At 69.2% G+C, this 19,076-nt stretch carries 17 protein-coding genes and 3 tRNA genes; 2 read left to right on the top strand and 18 right to left on the bottom strand.

The features are described 5' to 3' along the window. Positions 1 to 63 precede the first annotated feature (63 nt). The 18 genes from ACZ69I_RS21205 to ACZ69I_RS21120 all read right to left on the bottom strand — a co-directional run bounded on the left by ACZ69I_RS21205 (position 64) and on the right by ACZ69I_RS21120 (position 17,874). On the bottom strand, positions 64 to 1,956 hold the full coding sequence (locus ACZ69I_RS21205) for an AfsR/SARP family transcriptional regulator (RefSeq protein WP_470833915.1): 1,893 nt from the start codon (positions 1,954 to 1,956) through the stop codon (positions 64 to 66). Positions 1,957 to 2,075: 119 nt separating this feature from the next. Then, positions 2,076 to 2,534, bottom strand: a complete 459-nt coding sequence (locus ACZ69I_RS21200) for an NUDIX hydrolase (RefSeq protein ID WP_470833913.1) — start codon at positions 2,532 to 2,534, stop codon at positions 2,076 to 2,078. Between the two features lie 3 nt (positions 2,535 to 2,537). After that, on the bottom strand, positions 2,538 to 3,137 hold the full coding sequence (locus ACZ69I_RS21195) for an alpha/beta hydrolase (RefSeq protein ID WP_470833911.1): 600 nt from the start codon (positions 3,135 to 3,137) through the stop codon (positions 2,538 to 2,540). Continuing rightward, positions 3,130 to 4,869, bottom strand: a complete 1,740-nt coding sequence (locus ACZ69I_RS21190; protein WP_470833909.1) for an asparagine synthetase B family protein — start codon at positions 4,867 to 4,869, stop codon at positions 3,130 to 3,132. The genes ACZ69I_RS21195 and ACZ69I_RS21190 overlap by 8 nt, the downstream gene beginning before the upstream one ends. Before the next feature lie 11 nt (positions 4,870 to 4,880). Then, complete coding sequence (locus tag ACZ69I_RS21185) at positions 4,881 to 6,281, bottom strand: homocitrate synthase/isopropylmalate synthase family protein (RefSeq protein ID WP_470833908.1); 1,401 nt, start codon at positions 6,279 to 6,281, stop codon at positions 4,881 to 4,883. Beyond that, positions 6,278 to 7,339, bottom strand: coding sequence for a TauD/TfdA family dioxygenase (locus ACZ69I_RS21180; protein ID WP_470833906.1), 1,062 nt, complete (start codon positions 7,337 to 7,339; stop codon positions 6,278 to 6,280). The genes ACZ69I_RS21185 and ACZ69I_RS21180 overlap by 4 nt, the downstream gene beginning before the upstream one ends. After that, positions 7,336 to 8,397, bottom strand: a complete 1,062-nt coding sequence (locus ACZ69I_RS21175) for an NAD-dependent epimerase/dehydratase family protein (protein WP_470833905.1) — start codon at positions 8,395 to 8,397, stop codon at positions 7,336 to 7,338. The genes ACZ69I_RS21180 and ACZ69I_RS21175 overlap by 4 nt, the downstream gene beginning before the upstream one ends. Beyond that, a complete protein-coding gene (locus ACZ69I_RS21170) occupies positions 8,394 to 9,995 on the bottom strand; it encodes a condensation domain-containing protein (protein WP_470833903.1) in 1,602 nt (533 codons plus the stop codon). Before ACZ69I_RS21170 ends, ACZ69I_RS21175 begins: the two co-directional genes overlap by 4 nt. 48 nt (positions 9,996 to 10,043) lie before the next feature. Continuing rightward, positions 10,044 to 10,910: a hypothetical protein gene (locus tag ACZ69I_RS21165; protein WP_470833901.1), complete on the bottom strand. Its 867-nt coding sequence runs from the start codon at positions 10,908 to 10,910 to the stop codon at positions 10,044 to 10,046. A 2-nt stretch (positions 10,911 to 10,912) separates the two neighbouring features. Beyond that, positions 10,913 to 12,154, bottom strand: a complete 1,242-nt coding sequence (locus tag ACZ69I_RS21160; RefSeq protein WP_470833900.1) for an MFS transporter — start codon at positions 12,152 to 12,154, stop codon at positions 10,913 to 10,915. Beyond that, positions 12,151 to 12,915 carry a phytanoyl-CoA dioxygenase family protein gene (locus ACZ69I_RS21155; RefSeq protein ID WP_467678788.1) on the bottom strand — a complete coding sequence of 255 codons (765 nt, stop codon included), beginning with the start codon at positions 12,913 to 12,915 and terminating at the stop codon, positions 12,151 to 12,153. The genes ACZ69I_RS21160 and ACZ69I_RS21155 overlap by 4 nt, the downstream gene beginning before the upstream one ends. A gap of 2 nt (positions 12,916 to 12,917) precedes the next feature. Next, positions 12,918 to 14,405 (bottom strand): class I adenylate-forming enzyme family protein, encoded by a 1,488-nt coding sequence (locus ACZ69I_RS21150; RefSeq protein WP_470833898.1) that lies wholly within the window; start codon positions 14,403 to 14,405, stop codon positions 12,918 to 12,920. Then, on the bottom strand, positions 14,402 to 15,472 hold the full coding sequence (locus ACZ69I_RS21145) for a DUF2332 domain-containing protein (protein WP_470833896.1): 1,071 nt from the start codon (positions 15,470 to 15,472) through the stop codon (positions 14,402 to 14,404). Before ACZ69I_RS21145 ends, ACZ69I_RS21150 begins: the two co-directional genes overlap by 4 nt. Then, positions 15,469 to 15,711, bottom strand: coding sequence for a phosphopantetheine-binding protein (locus ACZ69I_RS21140; RefSeq protein ID WP_467678782.1), 243 nt, complete (start codon positions 15,709 to 15,711; stop codon positions 15,469 to 15,471). The genes ACZ69I_RS21145 and ACZ69I_RS21140 overlap by 4 nt, the downstream gene beginning before the upstream one ends. Before the next feature lie 235 nt (positions 15,712 to 15,946). Beyond that, a tRNA-Phe gene (locus ACZ69I_RS21135) sits at positions 15,947 to 16,023 on the bottom strand. Positions 16,024 to 16,050: 27 nt separating this feature from the next. Then, positions 16,051 to 16,125, bottom strand: a tRNA-Asp gene (locus ACZ69I_RS21130). A 43-nt stretch (positions 16,126 to 16,168) separates the two neighbouring features. Further along, positions 16,169 to 16,241 (bottom strand) — tRNA-Glu (locus ACZ69I_RS21125). A gap of 82 nt (positions 16,242 to 16,323) precedes the next feature. Next, positions 16,324 to 17,874, bottom strand: coding sequence for a metallophosphoesterase family protein (locus tag ACZ69I_RS21120; RefSeq protein ID WP_470833894.1), 1,551 nt, complete (start codon positions 17,872 to 17,874; stop codon positions 16,324 to 16,326). A 71-nt stretch (positions 17,875 to 17,945) separates the two neighbouring features. Here ACZ69I_RS21120 and ACZ69I_RS21115 point away from each other — a divergent pair, with 71 nt between their 5' ends. Continuing rightward, positions 17,946 to 18,296, top strand: coding sequence for a metallopeptidase family protein (locus tag ACZ69I_RS21115; protein WP_361718370.1), 351 nt, complete (start codon positions 17,946 to 17,948; stop codon positions 18,294 to 18,296). A gap of 192 nt (positions 18,297 to 18,488) precedes the next feature. Next, positions 18,489 to 18,992, top strand: coding sequence for a hypothetical protein (locus ACZ69I_RS21110; protein WP_470833893.1), 504 nt, complete (start codon positions 18,489 to 18,491; stop codon positions 18,990 to 18,992). The last annotated feature ends 84 nt before the right edge of the window (positions 18,993 to 19,076 follow it).

Genomic DNA, 19,076 nt, shown 5'->3' with positions numbered 1-19,076 from the left:
TACCAGTCTCGCACACGGTAATGCGTGCCCCCAGGGAATGCGAGCCCGGCCGCGAGGGGCTGCTCACCCGGCGAGTTCCTCATCGCCGCGCAGCTGGGCGTGTCGGCTCGGCGAAGGGACCAGGCCGTAGGCGCGCCTGGCCGCCTCTTGCAGGATGTACGGGGGGTCTTCGGCGGCGGCGCGTTCCAGGCCGAAAGCGAGCGTGAGTTCGTGCACGTGAAACCAGGCTTGGTCATCGGCGACGCGAGCGATGGTGACGAACTGCGTGTCGACGAGGGGATCGAGGCGGGCTTCCGCCTCGGCCGGGCCGAGCTGCTCGAGCGCCGCGACGGCCTGGAGCGGGAACTCGGCGGCCCCCAGATAGCAGAGCTTGCGCAGGGTGGCCCGCGCCTCGGCGGGGAGTTGGACGTACCTGAGCGCCAGGGCGTCGCGCACGCCGCGTCCGCCGACCTCGAACTCATCGAGGCGGATGCCGTCATGGGCGAGCCGCTCCGCGACCTGGGAGAAGCGCTGGTCCGGCCGGGCGGCCATCCGTGCGCCGAGCGTGTCCAGGGCGAGCATGGAACCTCCACACACCTGCAGGACCCGCCGCACCTCCTCCGGTTCGGTCCGCACCCGGGAGCGGCCGACATGGGATTCGAGCAGCGAGAGTGACTCGCGGGCCGAGAGTGGCCGTAGGGTGATCCGCCGCGTCGCCTGCGGGAGCCCGTACAGGGCGGTGCGGGCCGTGATGAGCACGGCGCACCGTGGTTCCGAGGGAAGCAGCAACTCGACCTGGCTCGCGGCGCTAACGTTGTCAAGGACGATGAGCAGGCGCTTGCCGGCAGTTCGCGAGCGGAAGCGGACGGCCCGCTCCTGCGGCGTGCCGGGGATCTCCGCAGCACCGAGACCGAGGTCGCCGAGGAACCGGCCGAGGATCTCGTGCGCGGTGGCCACCCCGGCCCCGGCTGCGTGGAAGGCGGCGAAGAGCTGCCCGTCGGGGTAGTCGACGGCTGCCCGGTGTGCCGCCTCCACCGCGATGGTGGACTTCCCGAAGCTCGGCGGCCCGGTCATGACGACGATGGGCAGACAGTCGCGCGGACCGTTTCCGGCGAGTGCGGCTGTCGTCGCCGCGACGTCTGCCTGGCGCACGGTGCCCGAGGCCCGGGCGGGGAGCTGGCGAAGGGCGGGTGCCGGGGACGGCCGCGCCTCGGCGGCCGGGGCGAGCGCGGGATCGTGGTTGAGGATCTGTTCGTGCAGTCGCTCCAGCTCGGGGCTCGGAGACAGGCCCATCTCATCGGCCAGGAGCGTACGCAGCCGAGTGAACTCCGCGAGTGCCAGGTCGATTCGGCCGGCCTGGTAGAGCGCGAGCAGCTGCAGGCGGCGGAGCCGCTCGGCGAGGGGATCGTTCTCCACGGCGGCCTCGATGACGGGGATGGCCAGGGCCGCCTGCCCCAACTGCAGCTGCGATTCGGCCCAGTTCTCCAACGCGCAGCGATGCAGCCCCTCAAGCCAGTTGATGACGCCGTGGACCCCGGCGGCCACCGGGTCGGGAACGGTGAGGTCCCCCCACAGCCCCACGGCGCGGCTGAGCGTCCGTTCGCCCTCCCGCCACCGGCCGTCCCGTATCTCGGTGCGCCCCGCATGGCAGCTCTGCTCGAACTCGGCGAGGTCCATGGCCGCCGTGGCGGAGAGCGTGAGCCGGTAGCCACCGTGGACACTGTCGACTGCCGCCGCGCCCGGTTCGAGCGCCTTGCGGATCACGCTGACGTGGGCGCGCAACTGCGCGCCTGCGCTCCTGGGCGGAGTTCCTTCGTAGATCCCGTCGATCAACTGGTCCTTGGGGACGACCTCGCCCCGCCGCAGGGCCAGGATGCGCAGCACGTAACCCGGCAGTTTGCAGGACAGGTCGAGACTGCGGTCTGGTCGGTCTATGCGGACGGCCCCCAACACGGCAAGCCGAAGATCCCCCGTCACGTGCAATACCTCCGTCCCCAGCGGTGTTGCTGGGGCAAAGGTAGCCCGAGGTTGAACTCGGAACCAGGATCAGGACTCGAGAATCAATACAACGGTCGCCGCCGGACCCGTCGAGGCCGCTACCCTGCCGCACGCGACGTGGCAAAGGCCTCGATAATGGTGCGCTCCTGGTCGAAGAGGTCGTCGGGCAGGCGGTGGACGTCGAAATAGGAGAGTTCCAGAACCTCGCTGCTGTCGAGGCGGGTCTCGCTCGGCAGGAGCGGCGCCGAATAGACGACGGTGACTTTGAAGATTTCGTCTCCGTTGGGGTATTTGTAGTAGAAATCTTTCCCGGAGAAGATGCCGAACAGTTCCAGCTCGCCGACCTCGATGTTGGTCTCCTCGCGGACCTCTCGCCGTGCCGTGTCCTGGATGGTCTCACCAGGCTCCATGTGGCCGCCGGGCAGACTCCACTCACCCGTGTCGGTGCGCCGGGTGAGGAGGATCTTTCCGTCGTCACTTTCCACGATGACAAGTGCGCCGGGAAGGAGCAGAGGCCTGGTTCCCACCAGGCCGCGCATTTCCTTGATGTAGTCCATGGCTCAACTCTCCGTGTTCGTAACGTAGGACAAGGCGATCCGTGCGACTTCTTCGGTGAACTCATGTCCCAATTCCGGCAGCACGATATGGCGGGCAAGCCGGCCGAGTCCCCGGTCCAGATCCGCACGGACCGCGTCGTGTCGCACGAACCGGTCGCGCCCTCCGGTCACCACCAGGACGTCGGGCACCGCGTGCCCGGTGTCCGGAGCCGGTATCCGGCCGCAGACCAGCACGGCTCGCCCGCAGAGCGACGAGCCCGCCACCGTCATGGCGGCCACCGAGGCTCCCTGGGAGAACCCCACGACGCCGGTGTGCCGCGCCGGCACCCGGTGGCGCTCCTGCATCCCCGCGATGTACGCGGCCACGGCAGGGGCGGCCAGGCGGCACCGCTCTTCGATCACCGAGGGCTGCGAGGAGATGTCGAACCAGGCCCGCCCCTCCCGGGCGAACCTGGGCGTGCACGGCCCGTCCGGGCCGGTGATCACCGTTCGGGTGTCCCGCTGCTCGCCGTCGCCCATGGCCGCGACCAGGACTCCGGCGATCTCCGCCCCCGTTCCGCCGTACCCGTGCAGCGCGACGACCAGTCGGCGGTGGCTAGGCACTGACCGGCACCTCGCTCCTGGCCGCGGAGTCGTCCAGCCAGTGGAGCCACTCCACGGTGGACAACAGCGCGAACGCCAGGGTGCAGGCCACCGCGTCACCGGCGGCCAGGCGCTCACGCAGCAGCAGCATCCCGGAGGGCCGCACACCCAGGCGCTGGTGCAGCGCCTCGGTGGCGTCGGCCAGCGTCCGGTCCACCCGCGGCAGCAGGCCGCCCCGCAGCCACTGGCGAACGGGGGCGCGGAAGGGCTGCTTCGGCTGCACCCGGTAGGACGGCGGGAGCAGGTCGGCGAACGCCTCGCGCAGCACCGCCTTCGTCTGACTGCCACGCACCAGCGAACGCGCCGGGTACCGCCTGGCGAGTTCGGCGACTCCACCGTGCAGGAAGGGCGTTCTGCCCTCGATGCCCTCGGCCATCAACAGATGGTCGGTGCGGCGCAGCAGCGGTTCGAGGCTGTGCTCGTACTCGTGCTCCCGTACGACATCGACGACGGTGGGCTCGATGCCGTGGCGTTGGGCGGCGGCCTCACGTGATCGGTCCGTCGCCCTCCTCAGTTCTCCGGTGGCCGCGGCACACGCGTCTCGTCCGAGCAGTGCGGTGACGAGTTCCAGCCGCTCGTACGGGAGGTAGAAGTCGACGGGATCGGTGAACGCACCGGCGTAGAGCGGCCGGTAGCGGTGGTATCCGGCGAACAGCTCGTCCGCTCCCTCGCCGACCAGCAGCACCGTGATCCCAGCGGCTCTGGCCAGCCTCGCCAGCGCCCGGTACATCGGCAGGCTCGACATGGCCACCGGTTCACCGAGTGACCGCACCGCGGCCGGCAGCCCGGCAAGCAGGTCGGCCGGGCCGAACGACGTCGAGCGGTGCTTCCAGGTTCCGATGACGTCATCGGAGAGACCCAGGTCGTCGAGGTCGCGGACCCCGTCGCCGGTGTCCTGGGGCAGGACGCTGACCGTGGGCAGGTCGCGGATGCCGCGCCGCGCGAGCAGCCGGGCCACCAGGGTGGAGTCCAAGCCACCGCTGACGGCGAGGCCCACTCGGCGATCGGTCAGCAGCATCCGGTCAACAGCCGTCTCCAGGGCGGCCCGCAGCTCGGCCGCCTCGGGCACGCCGGGGGCACAGGGCGTCGGACGTGCCAGGACCGACTGGGTGACCCGCCCGTCGCGCAGCGTCAGCCGCTCTCCTGGCCTGACCGCTCTGATCCCCTCGAAGAACGAACCGCCGTCGACGACCCGGCGCCCACTGAGAAGGAACTGCGCGAATGCCGCGCGCCTGACCGGAGCCCGGTCGAAGACATCCACCAGTGGCCCCACCTCGGAAGCGACCGCGACGCCGTCCGGTGACTCGCGCAGGTAGAGAGGCTTGATGCCCAGCGGGTCGCGCACGGCTCGCAGCGCCCCGTCAGGGGGCCCACCGACCACCGCGTACATCCCGTCCACCGCCGCTGCCGGCTCGCTGGCCCACCGTGCCTCTTCGAAACCGCCCTCCGGCACCAGGCCGTCGGCACGGTAGACCTCCCCGTTGAACGCGAAGACGGCACCCGACCCGGCGAAGGGCACGGAATCCTGTTGCCTGCTCCGTACCCGGAGCCGGGCCATCCCCAAGGCCGCGGTTCCGTGGCCGACGAGGCCGAGGCCGTCCGGTCCACGATGCCGCAGCTGATCCAGGACCCCGGCGGCGACTTCGCCCGCCGACCGCTCACCCGCGCGCGGCCGCAGCGAGACACCCACCACGCCACACACGGTCAGTCCCGGCTTCCGAGGGACGGCGGATCGAGGAGGCTGCTGTTGTAGTCGCCGGCCAGCACATGGTTGAGGTAGGTGCCGGAACCGGCGACCACTTGGTAGCTGTGCCGCACCCCCGCGGGGATGAACACCGAGGCCGGACTGAGCACCCGGAACGTCTCCTCACCCAGGTGCACGTCCACTTCGAGCCCCTGGTAGCTCTCCTGGGTGCCGAGGAAGACGAACAGGCTGTCGCAGTGGTGCACATGGCCATCGACGTGCCCGGCGCCATAGCTGTCGAGTTCGGGGATGCGGCGGGCGATGCAGTACTGGCCGGCACCGGCGACGAACCTCTCGTCCACCAGGACGAACCGGTCGCCGGGCCCCGCACGGTGGTGACGCAGTTCCGTCGCGGACACGACCGGTGGCTTGACGATCCACTCGGCCGGAGTCCTCGGCAGTCCGGCACCGCCGATGACCCGTTCGGCTCCGACCAGTTCAGGAGCGATCCACTCGTAGGAGGCAGGATCGCGGTCCACCGCCATGAGATGGAGTCTGGACACATGGCGGAACACGTTCTTGCCCACGACGGGCCGCCGGTCGTCCGGCGCCGACCGGGAGTAGGCGCCGACGCGACGGCTGAGGTCGCGCAGCCGCTGACCGTTCGCACACGTGCGGGTGCCCCGGTGGTCCAGGTTGGCGAGCAGCGCGCCCAGATCAACGATTCCGGCCCGCTCTCCGAGCCCGTTGACCGAGGTGGAGACCCAGGTGGCGCCGGCGTCGATGGCCGCGAGGGCGTTGGCGAGGGCGAGACCTCTGTCGTCGTGCAGATGCACCTCGATCTCGGCGTCGAGGCCGCTCGCCACCAGCCTCCGCACGAGTTCGCCCGCTCTTCCCGGCTCCAGCACCCCTACGGTGTCGGCGATGCCGATCCGGTCGGCGCCCGCCTTGATCGCTCTGGTGTACGTCTCCACCAGGAGGTCGAAGTCGGTACGGCTGCTGTCCTCGACGGTGAACCGCACGTGCAGGCCCAATTGACGTGCGTATCCGACGGACTCGTCGATCTTGCGGTGCACGTCGTCTCGGCTGTAGCCGGGGAGCCTGCTGTTGAGTGATATCTCGTTGACCCCGAGGAAGATGCCCACCCAGTCGGCACCGGTCTTGGCCACCGCGTCGACGTCGTTGTTGTTCGCCCTGGCGTGGGCGAGCACGGGCACCGCCCCGCTGGCCTCCACCACCGCCGCCACCCGAAGCTGCTCGTGGTGGCCGATCGCGGGGTGCCCGCATTCCACCATGTCGACGCCGCACGCTATGAGACATCGAGCCACTTCCACGCTCTGCTCCGTGGTGAAGGCGCCGTTGGCAGCCTGCATTCCCTCACGCAGCGTGGCGTCGATGATGTGCACCGGCCGGTCATTCATGGTCGCCCCTCTCCGTTGCCCGATTCGGACCAGCACCCTGTCGCGCACACTCCGCCCCGGTACGCGCCGCCGGTGGTACTGCCGTACATGTCGGCGTATTCGGGCGGCAGGGCAGGGCTGCCCGCGAAAGAGAGCCACAGCCGCAGAAGCAACCTGCCTTCGTCGAGGCCGGCCGCATCACGGAACGCGCTCCTGGCGTGCAGGATGTGGAAGTTGTTGATCCATTGCATGTCACCCGGCCGCAATTCCATCTGCAGCGCCATTCCCTGCCGATGGAGCAGCTCGTCCATGAAATCCATGGCAGCGACCTGCTCGGCGGTCAGCCGCGGTGCCCCCGCGTGACGCTGGGAACCCTCGACGAAGCGCCGCACATAACGGGCCGAGAAATCCCCCGCGAACTGGCTGAACACCGGAAGTTCACACCAGCCGGGACGACCGGGAGGTGCCTCGCCCCGCTGGTCGTGCGGGAACGTCCGGTACAACACGGCCAGCAAGTCGGGACGTTCGCGCAGGATGAGGTTGTGGAGGGCTTTGCTCGACACCAGTTGGCTGTGTCCGCCCTCGGCGGCGGCGCGGACGCACAGCAGCCCGATGACGTCCGTACGGTCGGCGTGAAACGCGAGGGCGCTGGAACTGTGGTGGCCACGCTGGGTGGGAACGGCGATCTTCGCCCCTTGGTCCTCGACCCGGGCGAGGAAGTTCCCCGCGCGTGTCTGCGAAACGGGCGCGCCGATCAGCCTGCCGAACAGCCAGTACGCTGCTTCCACCAGTTCGAACCCGGCATCCACCGGGAAACCGGTGAGCTGGACGAAGCCGGGGAATCCGGCGAGACGCCGGTGTATGCGCCCGGCCAGGGAACGCGTCGCGGGCCCGGCCGCGGGAGGCGGTGCGTCGGGGTCCTTCTCGGCCCCTCTGTCGAGGAAGTCGCGGGCCAGCGTGAGTATGTCGTCCGCGACGTGCTGGGGAACGGGGAGGCGCCACTGTTCCGGGTCAGCGGACAGGTCCGCGCCGATCCAGTCTCCCGTTACTGCTGTCGGCGCGGTGCGTATCTCGGTCATACGCCACTTCCCGCACGGCAGTCAGTCGTGACGTCCGGGTGCCGCGGCCCGGACCGGCACTGTCCGGCCGGATCGCCGCGCTGGACGGAAGCGGAGACGGACAGATGGTCGCTGTAGCGCTCATGGGCGTAATCGGCGTACTCGCCCGCGGCGAGTGCGTCTCTCATCTCTCTGATGCCATCGACGACCCTCAGATCCGCGCGGAACCCGATGCGCTTTCCTATACGGTCGAAGCTGACCCGGTAATCGCGTACGTCGGTGACGGAATCCAGCGTGACGAGTTCGGATCCTGGGACCTCGGCCGCGATCTGCCGGCCTATGTCACCGAGTTGGTAGCAGTCCGCGGCTGAGCCGCAGTTGTACACCTGCGGTACGGAGGGTGTGGCGCCCGCTTCCACTGCCAGTTGCAGTGCTTTCGCCGCGTCGTTGACGTGGAGGAACGGTCGCCATTGCTTTCCGCCATGGACTTCGATCTTGCCGTTGCGGACCGCGTTCGCCGTCATCACGTTCACCGCGAGGTCGAATCTCATGCGAGGCGCCAACCCGTACAGCGTGGCGAGCCGCACGATCACGGGCGTGAATCCGACATCCTGACTCACCAGGAGATGGTGTTCGGCGCGGACCTTGGATTCCGCGTACTCCGAGTGGGGTTGCAGGGGGGCGTCCTCGTCCGCCACATCGTCGACGACACCGTAGTTGCTGCAGGTCGAGGAGAAGACGAAGCGGGCCACCCCGGCCTTGCGGCACTCCGTGACCAGCCGCACGGTGGCGAGGTAGTTGACCTCCCAGGTCAACTGGGTGTCGATACTGCTGGCCGGATCGCCCACGACCGCTGCCAGGTGAACCACGCAGTCCACATTCTTCAGCACCGATGACCAGTCAGCGACGTCACGCACATCGCCTTCGATGTAGTCAACGGGACCGCCCTCCACGCGCCAGCCCGGAACCAGTCCGTTGTCGAGAACGGTCACGTGATATCCGCCGTCTCGCACCAGTCTTTTCACCAGGGCAGATCCGACGTATCCACAGCCTCCGGTAATCAGAACCCTTCGTCTCACGCGCCCTCCTTGGATTCTCCGGCTCCCTCGCCGTGCGGCTCGATGACGAGCACGTCAGGGACAATGGCGCCCGCGTACCACGGCTGCGCCCGGCGCAGCTGCGCTCGCAGTTCCTTCTCGTCCGGCGCGCCGCGCATCGCCAGCCGCGCGCGCAGCACGACCGAGCCGTCCGCCGAGTGTTGGGGCGTCAGTTCGCAACGCGTGACGCCGCGCGCGGAAAGCAACAGCCGCCGGGTCATCTCCGGATCGATGGCGACCTCACTCCGGTGCCCGTACAGCAGCGAGCCCCGCGCGCCGAGTTCCGGAATCCCCAACTCTGAGATGGGCAGGTCGGGATGGTCGGCCAGCGCCTCCATGAACGTGAGCCCGTGGTCCAGGAGTTTCCGCGCGTCCCGCTCCGCGCACAGGGGGCCGCGCACGGTGAGCAGGAGGAGCGGTTCCGGCAAGTGGCGGATGGTGAGGGCGAGATCCGGCTTGCCCGCGTTCGGGTCGTACCGCATCGTCACGTTCCGCAGCTGTTCCGGAGCCGGTCCGTAGAGGAACGACGCGTGTGCGCGGCGGATCGTCGGCACGTAGTTCACTTCGAAGGCGGGCTGGAACACCGAGCCGCTGGAACGCTCCTCGGAATTGAGCCAGTCAAGGAGGGCGTTCGCGTCGTACATGGTGTTTCCCGTGGCTGCGTCGAGCGCTTTGCCCGCCTTCTCCACCCTCTTGCGGAGGGTGTCCGCACGGTCACCGCCCACGACGGAGAAGAAGGGTTGTGCGATCTGCGCGACCGCCCGGAAGTCCGCAGGCAGCACACGGTTGCCATGGGTGGTCTTGAACGTGTGGCGATGCTGGCCCGACAACAGGCCGACCACCGTGCTGAGCGCGGCCACCCATGCTGTCTGCGGCGACACGCGCAGCCTGCGGCAGGTCGCCACCAGGCGGTCCGCCGCACGCCGCTCCAACGGCACCTGACACACCTGGGCCTGCTCGCTCTCCGGCCGCTCTCCCGCACCGTACGTGCAAGAGCGCGGCGCGTCGGCGAGCACTGATTTCCAGTGCGCGGTGCTCGCTCGGACATCCGGGTGCTCGATGCCCTTCGCATAGGTGCTCGCCTGCGGTGTGATGCTGGGTGCCGTGCTGCCGTTCTTCCGCAGCAGCTCGGCCAGGTGCGCGGTCACCGCCTGCTTGCCGAGCGAATCGACGAAGACGTGCGAAAGGCTCAGCTTGATCGCCGATACGCGGTCCCCCACGAGGTAGAACACCGCTTTGACCGACGCCTCCCGGGGCTGGACCGGGACCGTGGCCCAGAGGTCGTCGTCGGGCTCGTAGGGCTTCGTCTCGATGCTGTGGTTGATCTCGGCGAGTGCCTCACGTGCTGATATCACCCGCTGCCGCGGGTTTCCGTGGTCGTCGTGGCACAGGCGGCTGCGGAGTCCCTCGTGCGCGCTCATCAGTTCGCCCAGTGCCCGCGTAGCGGCGTCCAGGGAGATGTCCTCAGTCGGCGACAGGACGAGCGTCTGAACGCGTATGGGCAGCTCGGCGTCAGTCCAATTGCGGTGGTTTCGCAGCTGGGATGGATTGAGTTCCAGCAGATCGTTGTCGTCCTTCATGTCTCATCCAACTTCCTGCAGTACGACGGCCACTCAGCGAAGGGACGGTTATCCGGAGAACTCGACCAGGACGGCAGTCGCATCGTCCGAGGCTTTCCTGCGGGGGAACCTGGTGGCCGACTCATCGGCCAGCTCCAGCGCCCTTGTCTTGTCGATCACCTCTTGGCAACTGGTCGCTCTGAGCGATTGGTAGATTTCGTGGCGGTCGCTATGGCCGAATATGTCGGTCATTTGTGTCACGCCGTCCGTCAACAGCGCGGCGCCGACGAGCTCAGTCATCGAGAAACGCCCGTTCACTGCCTCCGCGGCCACACTCGGATCCGCGGCCACCGTGAAGAAGCCCTCTTTGGAGTTTCGGAAGGCGTCACCAAATTTCTGGTATTCCTTGGTGGTGCGCTCCCACTCCTCGGAACCGATGGGAAGGGCGTCGAGCTGAGCCCGCCAGGCCCGCATGTCCGGTCGTTCCCTGACGGCCTCCACGCGCATGTCACGGAGGAAGTGCACCTCCGCCGCGGCTGCCACCGTGGTCTCCACCATCGCCTCGCTGTCGCCGAGAACCAGGTATTCGAGCTGGTCCGCGTCCCAGCGGACCGCCGCAAGCGTCGCCTGCGGGGTGCGCGGATGCCCGAGATCGCATACTCCGGAGTGCTGCTCGCGCGTCCTGGAGATCGCATCGGCCAGACACTGGGCGAAAGGCCGGTCCATCCTGGCGGCGAGCTCGAGCAGGCTTCCGCCGACCGAGCTGGTGAACCACGGCGTGCCGTGTGAGCATCCCATTCCAGGGGCGACGGGCGCGCTGACGCCATCGAGCACGACGGCTACGCCACCGCGCCCCATGGCCGGCAGCGCGGCAGCGGCAAAGTCCTCATTCTGCACGGCTCCGAGGGAAGCCCTGCTGGCGATGTCAATGCGCATGCTTATCCCACACATTCGTTCCGGGGGAGATTACGGACGGCAGGCAGGAGCAGCAGAATGAGACACACCACCATGCCTATGCCGGTCGCGATATGGAGTAGCTGAACAGCGCCTATGACTCCGGCTACGGGGCCGGCCAGAGCCTGCCCCACCGGCTTCATCATCAGCGAGCCCGCCGCGTCGTAGGCGTGTACTCGCCCAAGGAATTGGACCGGTATGTACGTCTGCACGCTGGTGTGGAACATGACTCCCCAGAACGCCATGCTCGCCCCGCCGACGCAATAGCAGGCGCCGAGCACCGGAGCCGACAGGTCGAATGACGAACTCAGGGGAATCAGTGCGTAGAAGAGCATCGCGATGGTGGCCGCACGAAGCGGTCGGACCGGCCGCAGTTTGATCGCGATCACTCCGCCCAGGACGCTGCCGAGTCCCATGGCGGACATGACCAGGCCGAAGGTCGAAGCGCCGAGCCGATCGACCAGGATGCCGTTGGTGAGGGTCAGGGTCGGCCCCCAGGAGCCCAGCTGGAACAGCATCCAGACCGCTACGACCTGCCACAGCCACCGCCGTGCCACGAACTCCCGCCAGCCCACGAGGAGATCGCCGCGCAGCGAGCTCTTCGGCCCGTCGGGCGCGGGCAGGGGCGCCAGGCGCAGCAGCAGCAGGCAGCAGCCGCTGGCGCCGAACGTCAGCGCGTCGAAGGCGATCACGGCGGCGGGCTGCATCAGCGCCAGCAGCCCACCGGCGACAGCCGGACCGACCACGACGGCGGATGACTCCGTGATGCGCAGGACGGCGTTGGCTCGCTGCACGTCGGACGCGAGCCGGGGGGTCACGCTGGCCACGCCCGGCTGGAACAGCGCACCGCCGGTGCCGAGCGTGGCCAGCAGAGCGAGGATCACCCAGAGCTGCGGCGGGCCGGCCAACAGCAGGACCGCCAGGGTGAGTTGGACGGCCAGGCGCACGAAGTCCGCGAAGATCATCAGTCGCCGCGCGCCGAGCCGGTCCGAAAGCACCCCGCCGAAGATCATGAATCCCGCGAACGGCCCCAGATGCGCGGCCAGCGCGTATCCCACACCCGAGATGCCGTAGCCGGCCTCCAGCATGGCGGCGGTGATCGCCACCGGGAGTGCGGCGTCCCCGAGCAGTGACGTGGTCCTGGCCGTGAAGAAGAGCCGGAAATCAGGAACCCAGAGGGTGGGCCTGGCGTTCCGCTCTTCGACCTGGACCCCCTCGTTGGTCACCCGGACTCCGTCGCGGCTCCAGCTGCGGCGAGGGTACGTATCTGCTCGAGTGTCATGACGTCGCGCTCATGGAAGTTCGCCGCGGAGCTGTCCGCGAAGACCACGACCATGCCCCGGCGGTCCTCGTCGGAAGTGTTCGGTTCACTCCCGTGCACGAAGGTGGATTCCCACATGGCGGACTCGCCGGGCTTGAGCAAGAAGTCGTGCCGCTCGGCGAGTTCGGGCACTTTGTAGCTCAGCGTTTCGTGCCACGGGTGATCGGGGTCGTCGCGGTGTTCGATCACGCCGTGGACGTGCGAGCCCGGATAGCCGTGCAGGCCACCGTTGGCAGGCGACACGTCGGTCAGGGCGGTCCACATGTTGAAGGAGCCGGGGAGGTGGCGGTCCCACAGTGCTTGATCCTGATGGGGCGCGACGTGGGTGCCGATGCGGGCCGGCTTGAGGAAGGCGGCATGGAGGATCGCCACGGCACTGGGACCTATGAGCGTCTCCGCCAGGTCGAGCGCCCCCATCCGGTGGAGAATCGGCGCGTAGAGCTTCTTGTCGCACCACAGGAGCCGACGCAGTTTGCGCAACCTGCGTGTTCCGCCCGACTCGTCGTACTGGGCCTGATAGCCCGGAGGAATCCGGTCCGCGGCATCCAGCTTGTCGAAGTGCTCGAGTACGGCCAGCCGGTCGCTTTCACACAGGCGAGGTCCGAGTTCGAGGAAGCCATTACGTCGGAACTTCGCCCAGTCCAGATCGAAGCCTTTTGCAGTCATGTTCACTCCTTGGCGTGAGGCGTGTTCACCGCATGCCATCGCGCGTGGGCGGCGCGACGGTCGATCTTGTGCTGTGCCAGTCGGGGAAGTGGTTCCGTCGTCTTGACGATGCGGCGCGGTGTCCGCTGGCTCCCCAACTCCAGAGCGAGGTGTTCACGGAGGTCTGCGGTGCTGGTTTCCGCATCCGGTCCCGGTGCCATGCGCACGAGCAGCCCCACGTCTTCACCGCTGGGCAGCTGAAGTCGGACGGCCGCCGATTCCAGTACCCCGGGGTGCCCGTTGGCCGCCTCTTCGATCTCGTGCAGGTAGACGGTGAATGCCCCCCTGAGCACGACGTCCTTGTGCCGACCGATGATCGAGTAGCGGCCGCTCGCGTCCCTGTCGGCAAGGTCCCCGGTTCTGACCCAGCCCTCCCGGAACAGTTCCTTGTTGGCGGTGTCGTTCGCGTAATAGCCGTGGCTCACCGCTGCCCCGGCGAGTTCGAGCTCGCCTTCGCCCGGGCCGACGACGATGCTGCCGTCCGCTGACCGCAGCCTCGCTTCCACGGTCGCGGGCCGGCCGATGGAGTGTGTCGCAAGACCGTCGGGTCCGATGTCTCCGAAGAAGGCGGCGAAGGAGACTTCGGTGAGGCCGTAGACATTCAGGAGTACGGCGCGACAGTTCCGCTGAAGGGCCCGCTGCGACTGCTCGAAGAGGGGTGCGCCGCCCGACAAACAGGCGATGGTGTCCCCGTTCTCGGCTCCGGGATCCACCGACATCTTGGTGAGGAGATCGACGAGCGGCGGGACCAGGTAGGTGACGTCGACGTCATGTTCTCTGAGCCTCGACCAATAGCCTTTCGCCGAGGCGACGGAGAGCTCGGGAAGGACCGTGACAGGCAGTCCCATGACAGCGGGCCACAAATAGTTCATACCGAGGATGCCGAGACCCGACAAACGCATGGTGACGCCGAAGCGGCGCCGCCTCCGCCCCAGGAGCTCGGTCAGCGCGGTGCCTCCGGCCCGGTAGGCATGGAGCAACTGCCCGTGCGAGAGCACCACTCCCCTCGGGTCACTGGTGGAGCCCGAGGTGTAGCTGAGCAGCGCGGTGTCCCCCGGCAAGGGGGGAGCGTCCGTGCCTGCGGCCGGAACCTTCTCGCAGGTACCGCGGACCACATCGAAGATCGCCTCGACGGCACTCAGCCGCAGTACCGAGCGAGTGGTGGTGCGCCCCCACTGGCTGTCCAGGAGGACCGGCACGCCGCCCACCTGCCAGACGGCGAGCACACCGGGAAGCACGTCCGGGTGGTCGATCATGACCACGGCGCAGCGGCCGCCAGGGCCGAGCCCGGCCTCCCGCAGCTTCGACGCGAGCTCGCGGCCGCGCTCCAGCAGCCCACGCCAGGTCAGCGTGGTCCCTTCGTAGGGAGCGCGGGCGTAGACGAGCGCCTCGCCGTCCGGCGTACTCGCCGCCTGACGCTCGTAGACCCCGAGCAGCGTGTCCGCTCTCATGCCGGGATCTCCGCCGGGGCCCACCGCACCTTGCCGCCGTGCGGCGTGCACCGGGCGAGCAGGAGGCGCCGCCCCTCGGGCCACAGCTCGCAGCCGACCTCGACCACGGCCGAGTCGTCCTCGCTCGGTTCCATGGAGATCCAGGCCAGCGGCCGGTCGGCGGTGGTCCGGGCGCCGTGGGCACGGACGACGTCCGCGAACTTGGCTCGTTCGGCGTCGTCGAAGTACGTGAGCACCATGGAGTGGTAGAGCACGGTGGCCTGGCCCGCCGGGCGGGTGGCGAGCTGCTGGGAGGCCCACGAGCCGGCTTCGTCCGCGTCGATCGGGACAGCGGGAGCGGCCCGTGCGATCTCGAGCGCCGCGTTGAGCCGGGTCATGCGCTCGACGTGCTCGGGCCACACGAACGACCTCAGCAGGTCCATGGACCTCGGGTCTCGCGCGTCGATGGGGTTGAGGTCGCAGCCCCTGCGGTCGACGACCTCAGGGGCGCCGGCCGGCGGATCGCCGTCCTCGAACTGCCCGGTCAGCCGCAAGGCCGAGCCCGGGGGACCCCAGCTCCGCCCGCCCGCGGCGACGTAGTACCGGTCGATGAGGAGGTTGAGACCGGCGCTGGCACCGACCTCGAGCAGCCGGACGGGCATCCCGGTCGCCTCGGCCACGTAATTGATCGCGGCGGACAGCGGAGCCGCCCGTCCCACCTCATTGGTCTGCACACCGGCGGGCAGCTGCCGCCGCACCGCCGGCAACCGGTCATCGAGGAAGGCCAGAAATGCCGGAACGAGCCGCTCGACATCGCACCGCCCGCCGAAGACCGGGTAGTAGTCCGTGATCCAGGAGGCGTTCTCCGCCAGGGCCACCCGGTTGACGGCGCCAAGGAGCCTGAGGCATTGGGCGGACTGGATGGGGTCCTGCGTCTCCGAGGTGAGCAACTCGGTGAGCCGGGGGTCGCGACCGAGCCGGTCCAGCACCCCGGTGATCACCCCCACGTAGCCGACCGACCCGGCCTGCCTGCAGATCTCCCGCTGCCAGGCCCAGCCCGCGTGCACCTGCTCCACGGTGAGCGTCATGCCGACTGCACCAGCTTGTAGGCGTTGCGCAGCGTGGAGATCGACTCCGGACTGGCCTCCTCCGGATCGATCGGCGCGCCTCTGACTTCCTCTATGAAGAAGAAGAATTCCAGTGTCGACAGCGAGTCGAGCAAGCCGGACTCCAGAAGTTCGGTATCCGAGGCGAGTTCCAGGTCGGCCTCGCCCAGGATCTCGCGTAGGTACTTCTTGCTCTCCTCGTAGAAAGTCTCTTCGTCCATCTTTGTTCTCCTCCCCGCGTGAGCTGCCTACCGGCCTCGGGGGCGGCACGGAGTACTCACACCTCGTCCCGCCGATCCGCCCGGGTCGCCTGCTCGCCGACCGGCTGACGCACGGTATCGGTGGCGCGCATGACCGTTGAATGATCGTTGTCTTGAACGCGGAATCGCGGGAGCCAGGCTGTGGGAACGCAAAGAGAACACCCCGGACGGCATGCCGTCCGGGGTGTTCTCGTTCTGGTGGCTGGGGCCGGGATCGAACCGGCGACCTATCGCTTTTCAGGCGATCGCTCGTACCAACTGAGCTACCCAGCCACGCAGTTCACCGAGGTGATCTGCAAGCGGTCCTGACGGGATTTGAACCCGCGGCCTCCACCTTGACAGGGTGGCGAGCACTCCAAACTGCTCCACAGGACCATATTTACGTATGCGAACGAATCCACGTACGTAAAGCTTTGCGTGCCCCCAACGGGATTCGAACCCGTGCTACCGCCTTGAAAGGGCGGCGTCCTGGGCCACTAGACGATGAGGGCTAAGAGGCCCGCCGTGTGCGCCTTGCGGCGCGTCGGGGACGTGAGAAGCATATGGGATGCGGGGAGCTATCGCCAAAACGGTTTACGGGTCGGTGCCGGGAGAGCTCGGCGCGGTGGGCGCCCCGGGCCGGTTCTCCTTGGGGAGATGGCGGCTGACCTCGGCCTTCGTCAGGCCCAGCCCGCCGAGTTTGATCTCGTCCCAGGCCTGGAGCCGCTTGCTCGTACGGTCCAGGTAGAGGACCGATGCCTCGACCGGATCGGGGTACTTGCCCTCGACCGCGCGCAGCCCGCTGCCGCCCGTCGACCCCTCGACGCGCAGCCGCGTCCCTTCGTCCAGGACGTCCATCTCCTGGTGGTGGACGTGCCCCGCGAGGGCGAGCGGCACCTCGCCGTCGGTCTCCCGCGCCGCCGTGGGGTTGTGCGCGATCGCCACGTCGACGGGCGTCCCGGCCGCCCGCTCGGCGCGCAGCGCGGAGGCCAGCCGTATGCCCGCCATGCGCTCGACCGCGTCGCCCTCGGCCCGCACCGAGCGGTCCGGGGTGTACTGCGGGTCCCCGATGCCCGCGAAGCGCAGGCCCGCGACCGTCTCGGCCCTGCCGTCGTCGAGCACGTGCGCGTTCTTGAGGCGTTGCAGGTAGCGCTGGGTGGTGCGCGAGTCGTGGTTGCCGCGCACCCACACGTAGGGGGCGCCGAGGTCCTCGACCGGGTCGAGGAAGCCGTTCTCGGTGGCCGAGCCGTGGTCCATGGTGTCGCCGGAGTCGACGATGACGTCGATCTCGTACTGGTCGACGAGGGAGGAGATGATCTTCCAGCTGGCCGGGTTGAGGTGGATGTCGGAGACGTGCAGGACCCGCATCGTGGTGGGGTCCGGCTGGTACGCGGGGAGCGTGGACGTCACGTCGTAGAGCTTGGTCACGTTGGTGACGAGGCGGGCCAACTCCCGCTGGTAGACATCGAACTCGCTGACGATGCTGCGCGCGTTGCCGACGACCGAGGGGGCGCTGCTGAGCAGGCCGGAGAACTTCGGCTCCAGGACGGACTTCGGGTTCCAGGTGGCGTACGCCACCGTGCCCGAGGCCGCGAGGAGGGCGAGGGCGAGGCCGCCCGCGGCGAGTGCGCGGCGCGGGCGGCGGTAGACGGCGAGGCCGAGCGCCGTGGCGCCCGAGACGACGGCGACGCAGGAGCGTACGGCGAGGTCGAGCGTGCCGTGTCCGACGTCGCGGGCGACCTCCTCCTGGAGCCCGGCGAGCCGCTCGGGGTGGTCGACCAGGGCCTGGGAGCGCACCGGGTCGAGGCGGTCCACGTCGACGTCGAGGCGCAGGGGCGCGGTGTGCGAGCGGAGTTCCAGGGCGCCCAGCGGGGAGACGTCGATCTTCGTGCCGCCGGACACGGACGGGCGCAGCGCCATGCGGGTGTCCATCGGGCCGACCGGGGCGCGGACGCTGCCGACGACGAGGAGCCCGAGCCAGGCGCCGAGGACGACGACGGCGATCAGGCCGAGGGCGCGGGCGTACGGGTGCGGGGGGCTGATCAGCTCGTGGGTCGGGTGGGTGCGGCGAGCGCGGTAGTGGCCTACGAGGGCGGTGCCCGCCCGTCGTACGCCCTTCAGGACGACGGTGAAGTCGCGGGCCATTGGTCCCGTATGCCCAGTTGGGGCGGTGGCTATGCCGGGACGGGGGCGGCGGCGTGGCCGACAATGGGGGAGTGCTGGAGATGACGCGCGAGGAGTTCGAGGAACTGGTCGGCGAGGCGCTCGACCGGATCCCGCCGGAATTGACGCGGCTGATGGACAACGTGGCCGTCTTCGTCGAGGACGAGCCGCCCTCCGACGATCCCGAGCTGCTCGGGTTGTACGAGGGGACGCCGCTGACCGACCGGGGCGAGTGGTACGCGGGTGTCCTGCCGGACCGCATCACCATCTACCGCGGTCCGACGCTGCGGATGTGCGGCTCGCGCGAGGAGGCCGTGGCCGAGACAGAAATCACGGTGGTGCACGAGGTGGCGCACCATTTCGGGATCGACGACGCCCGGTTGCACGCGCTCGGGTACGGGTGAGCGAGGGCCCCCGGCCTGGTGTGCGGGGCGGGGCCGGGCGGGGGTGGACCTCCGTGTCCTCTTGCGGGCCGCGGGAGTTGGGCAGGGCGTCTGGATTCTCAGCGCCTCAGGAGGTGCTCGGCCGTGCGCCAGTTGTACGTTCCCGTCCGTTGGGCCGCGGTCGCGGTGGCCGTAGCGGCGACAGCGGGCTGCATGAGCGTCAGTGACGACGGGAAGGCCCCCGGGCCCGACCGGTCCGCGGGGCACCGCAGCGGGGCGGCGGCGTCCGACGGCGGCCCCGAGCGGCGGGGTGACGACGCCGAGGACGGGGGCGAGCACGCGCAGGGCCGCGGGAAGGGCAGGGGGAAGGGCAAAGGCAGGGGGAAGGGCCACGGGAAGGGCGGCTCGTCGCACTCGGGCGGGTCCGGTGCGGGGGACGGCGCGGAGCCCGCGGAGTCGTCCTCGGTGTCCTCCCCGGCGAAGGAGCCGCAGCAGGGCGGGCCGGGCAAGCCCACGCCGACGCGGCCCAGACCCACCGCGACCCGGACAAGCGCGACGCCGACCCCGCCGAAGCCCGACCCGACCCCGACGCCGGATCCGACGACTCCGGAGCCGTCCTCGTCGGCGCACGAGGGGTCGGGGCAGGACGCGCAGCTGCAGCGGCGGAACGCGGAGATCCCGGCGCGGGAGCCTTCGCCGGAGGCGGGACCTCAGTAGCGGGACCTCAGTAATTGCGCAGGTCAGAGGCGGTACCGCAGGTCGGTCGCGGCCTCTCCAAAGGGGGCGGTTTGCCATCTGGGG

The organism is Streptomyces sp. NPDC036815, from assembly GCF_055609205.1.
This window is presented reverse-complemented; position numbering and strand designations above follow the sequence as displayed.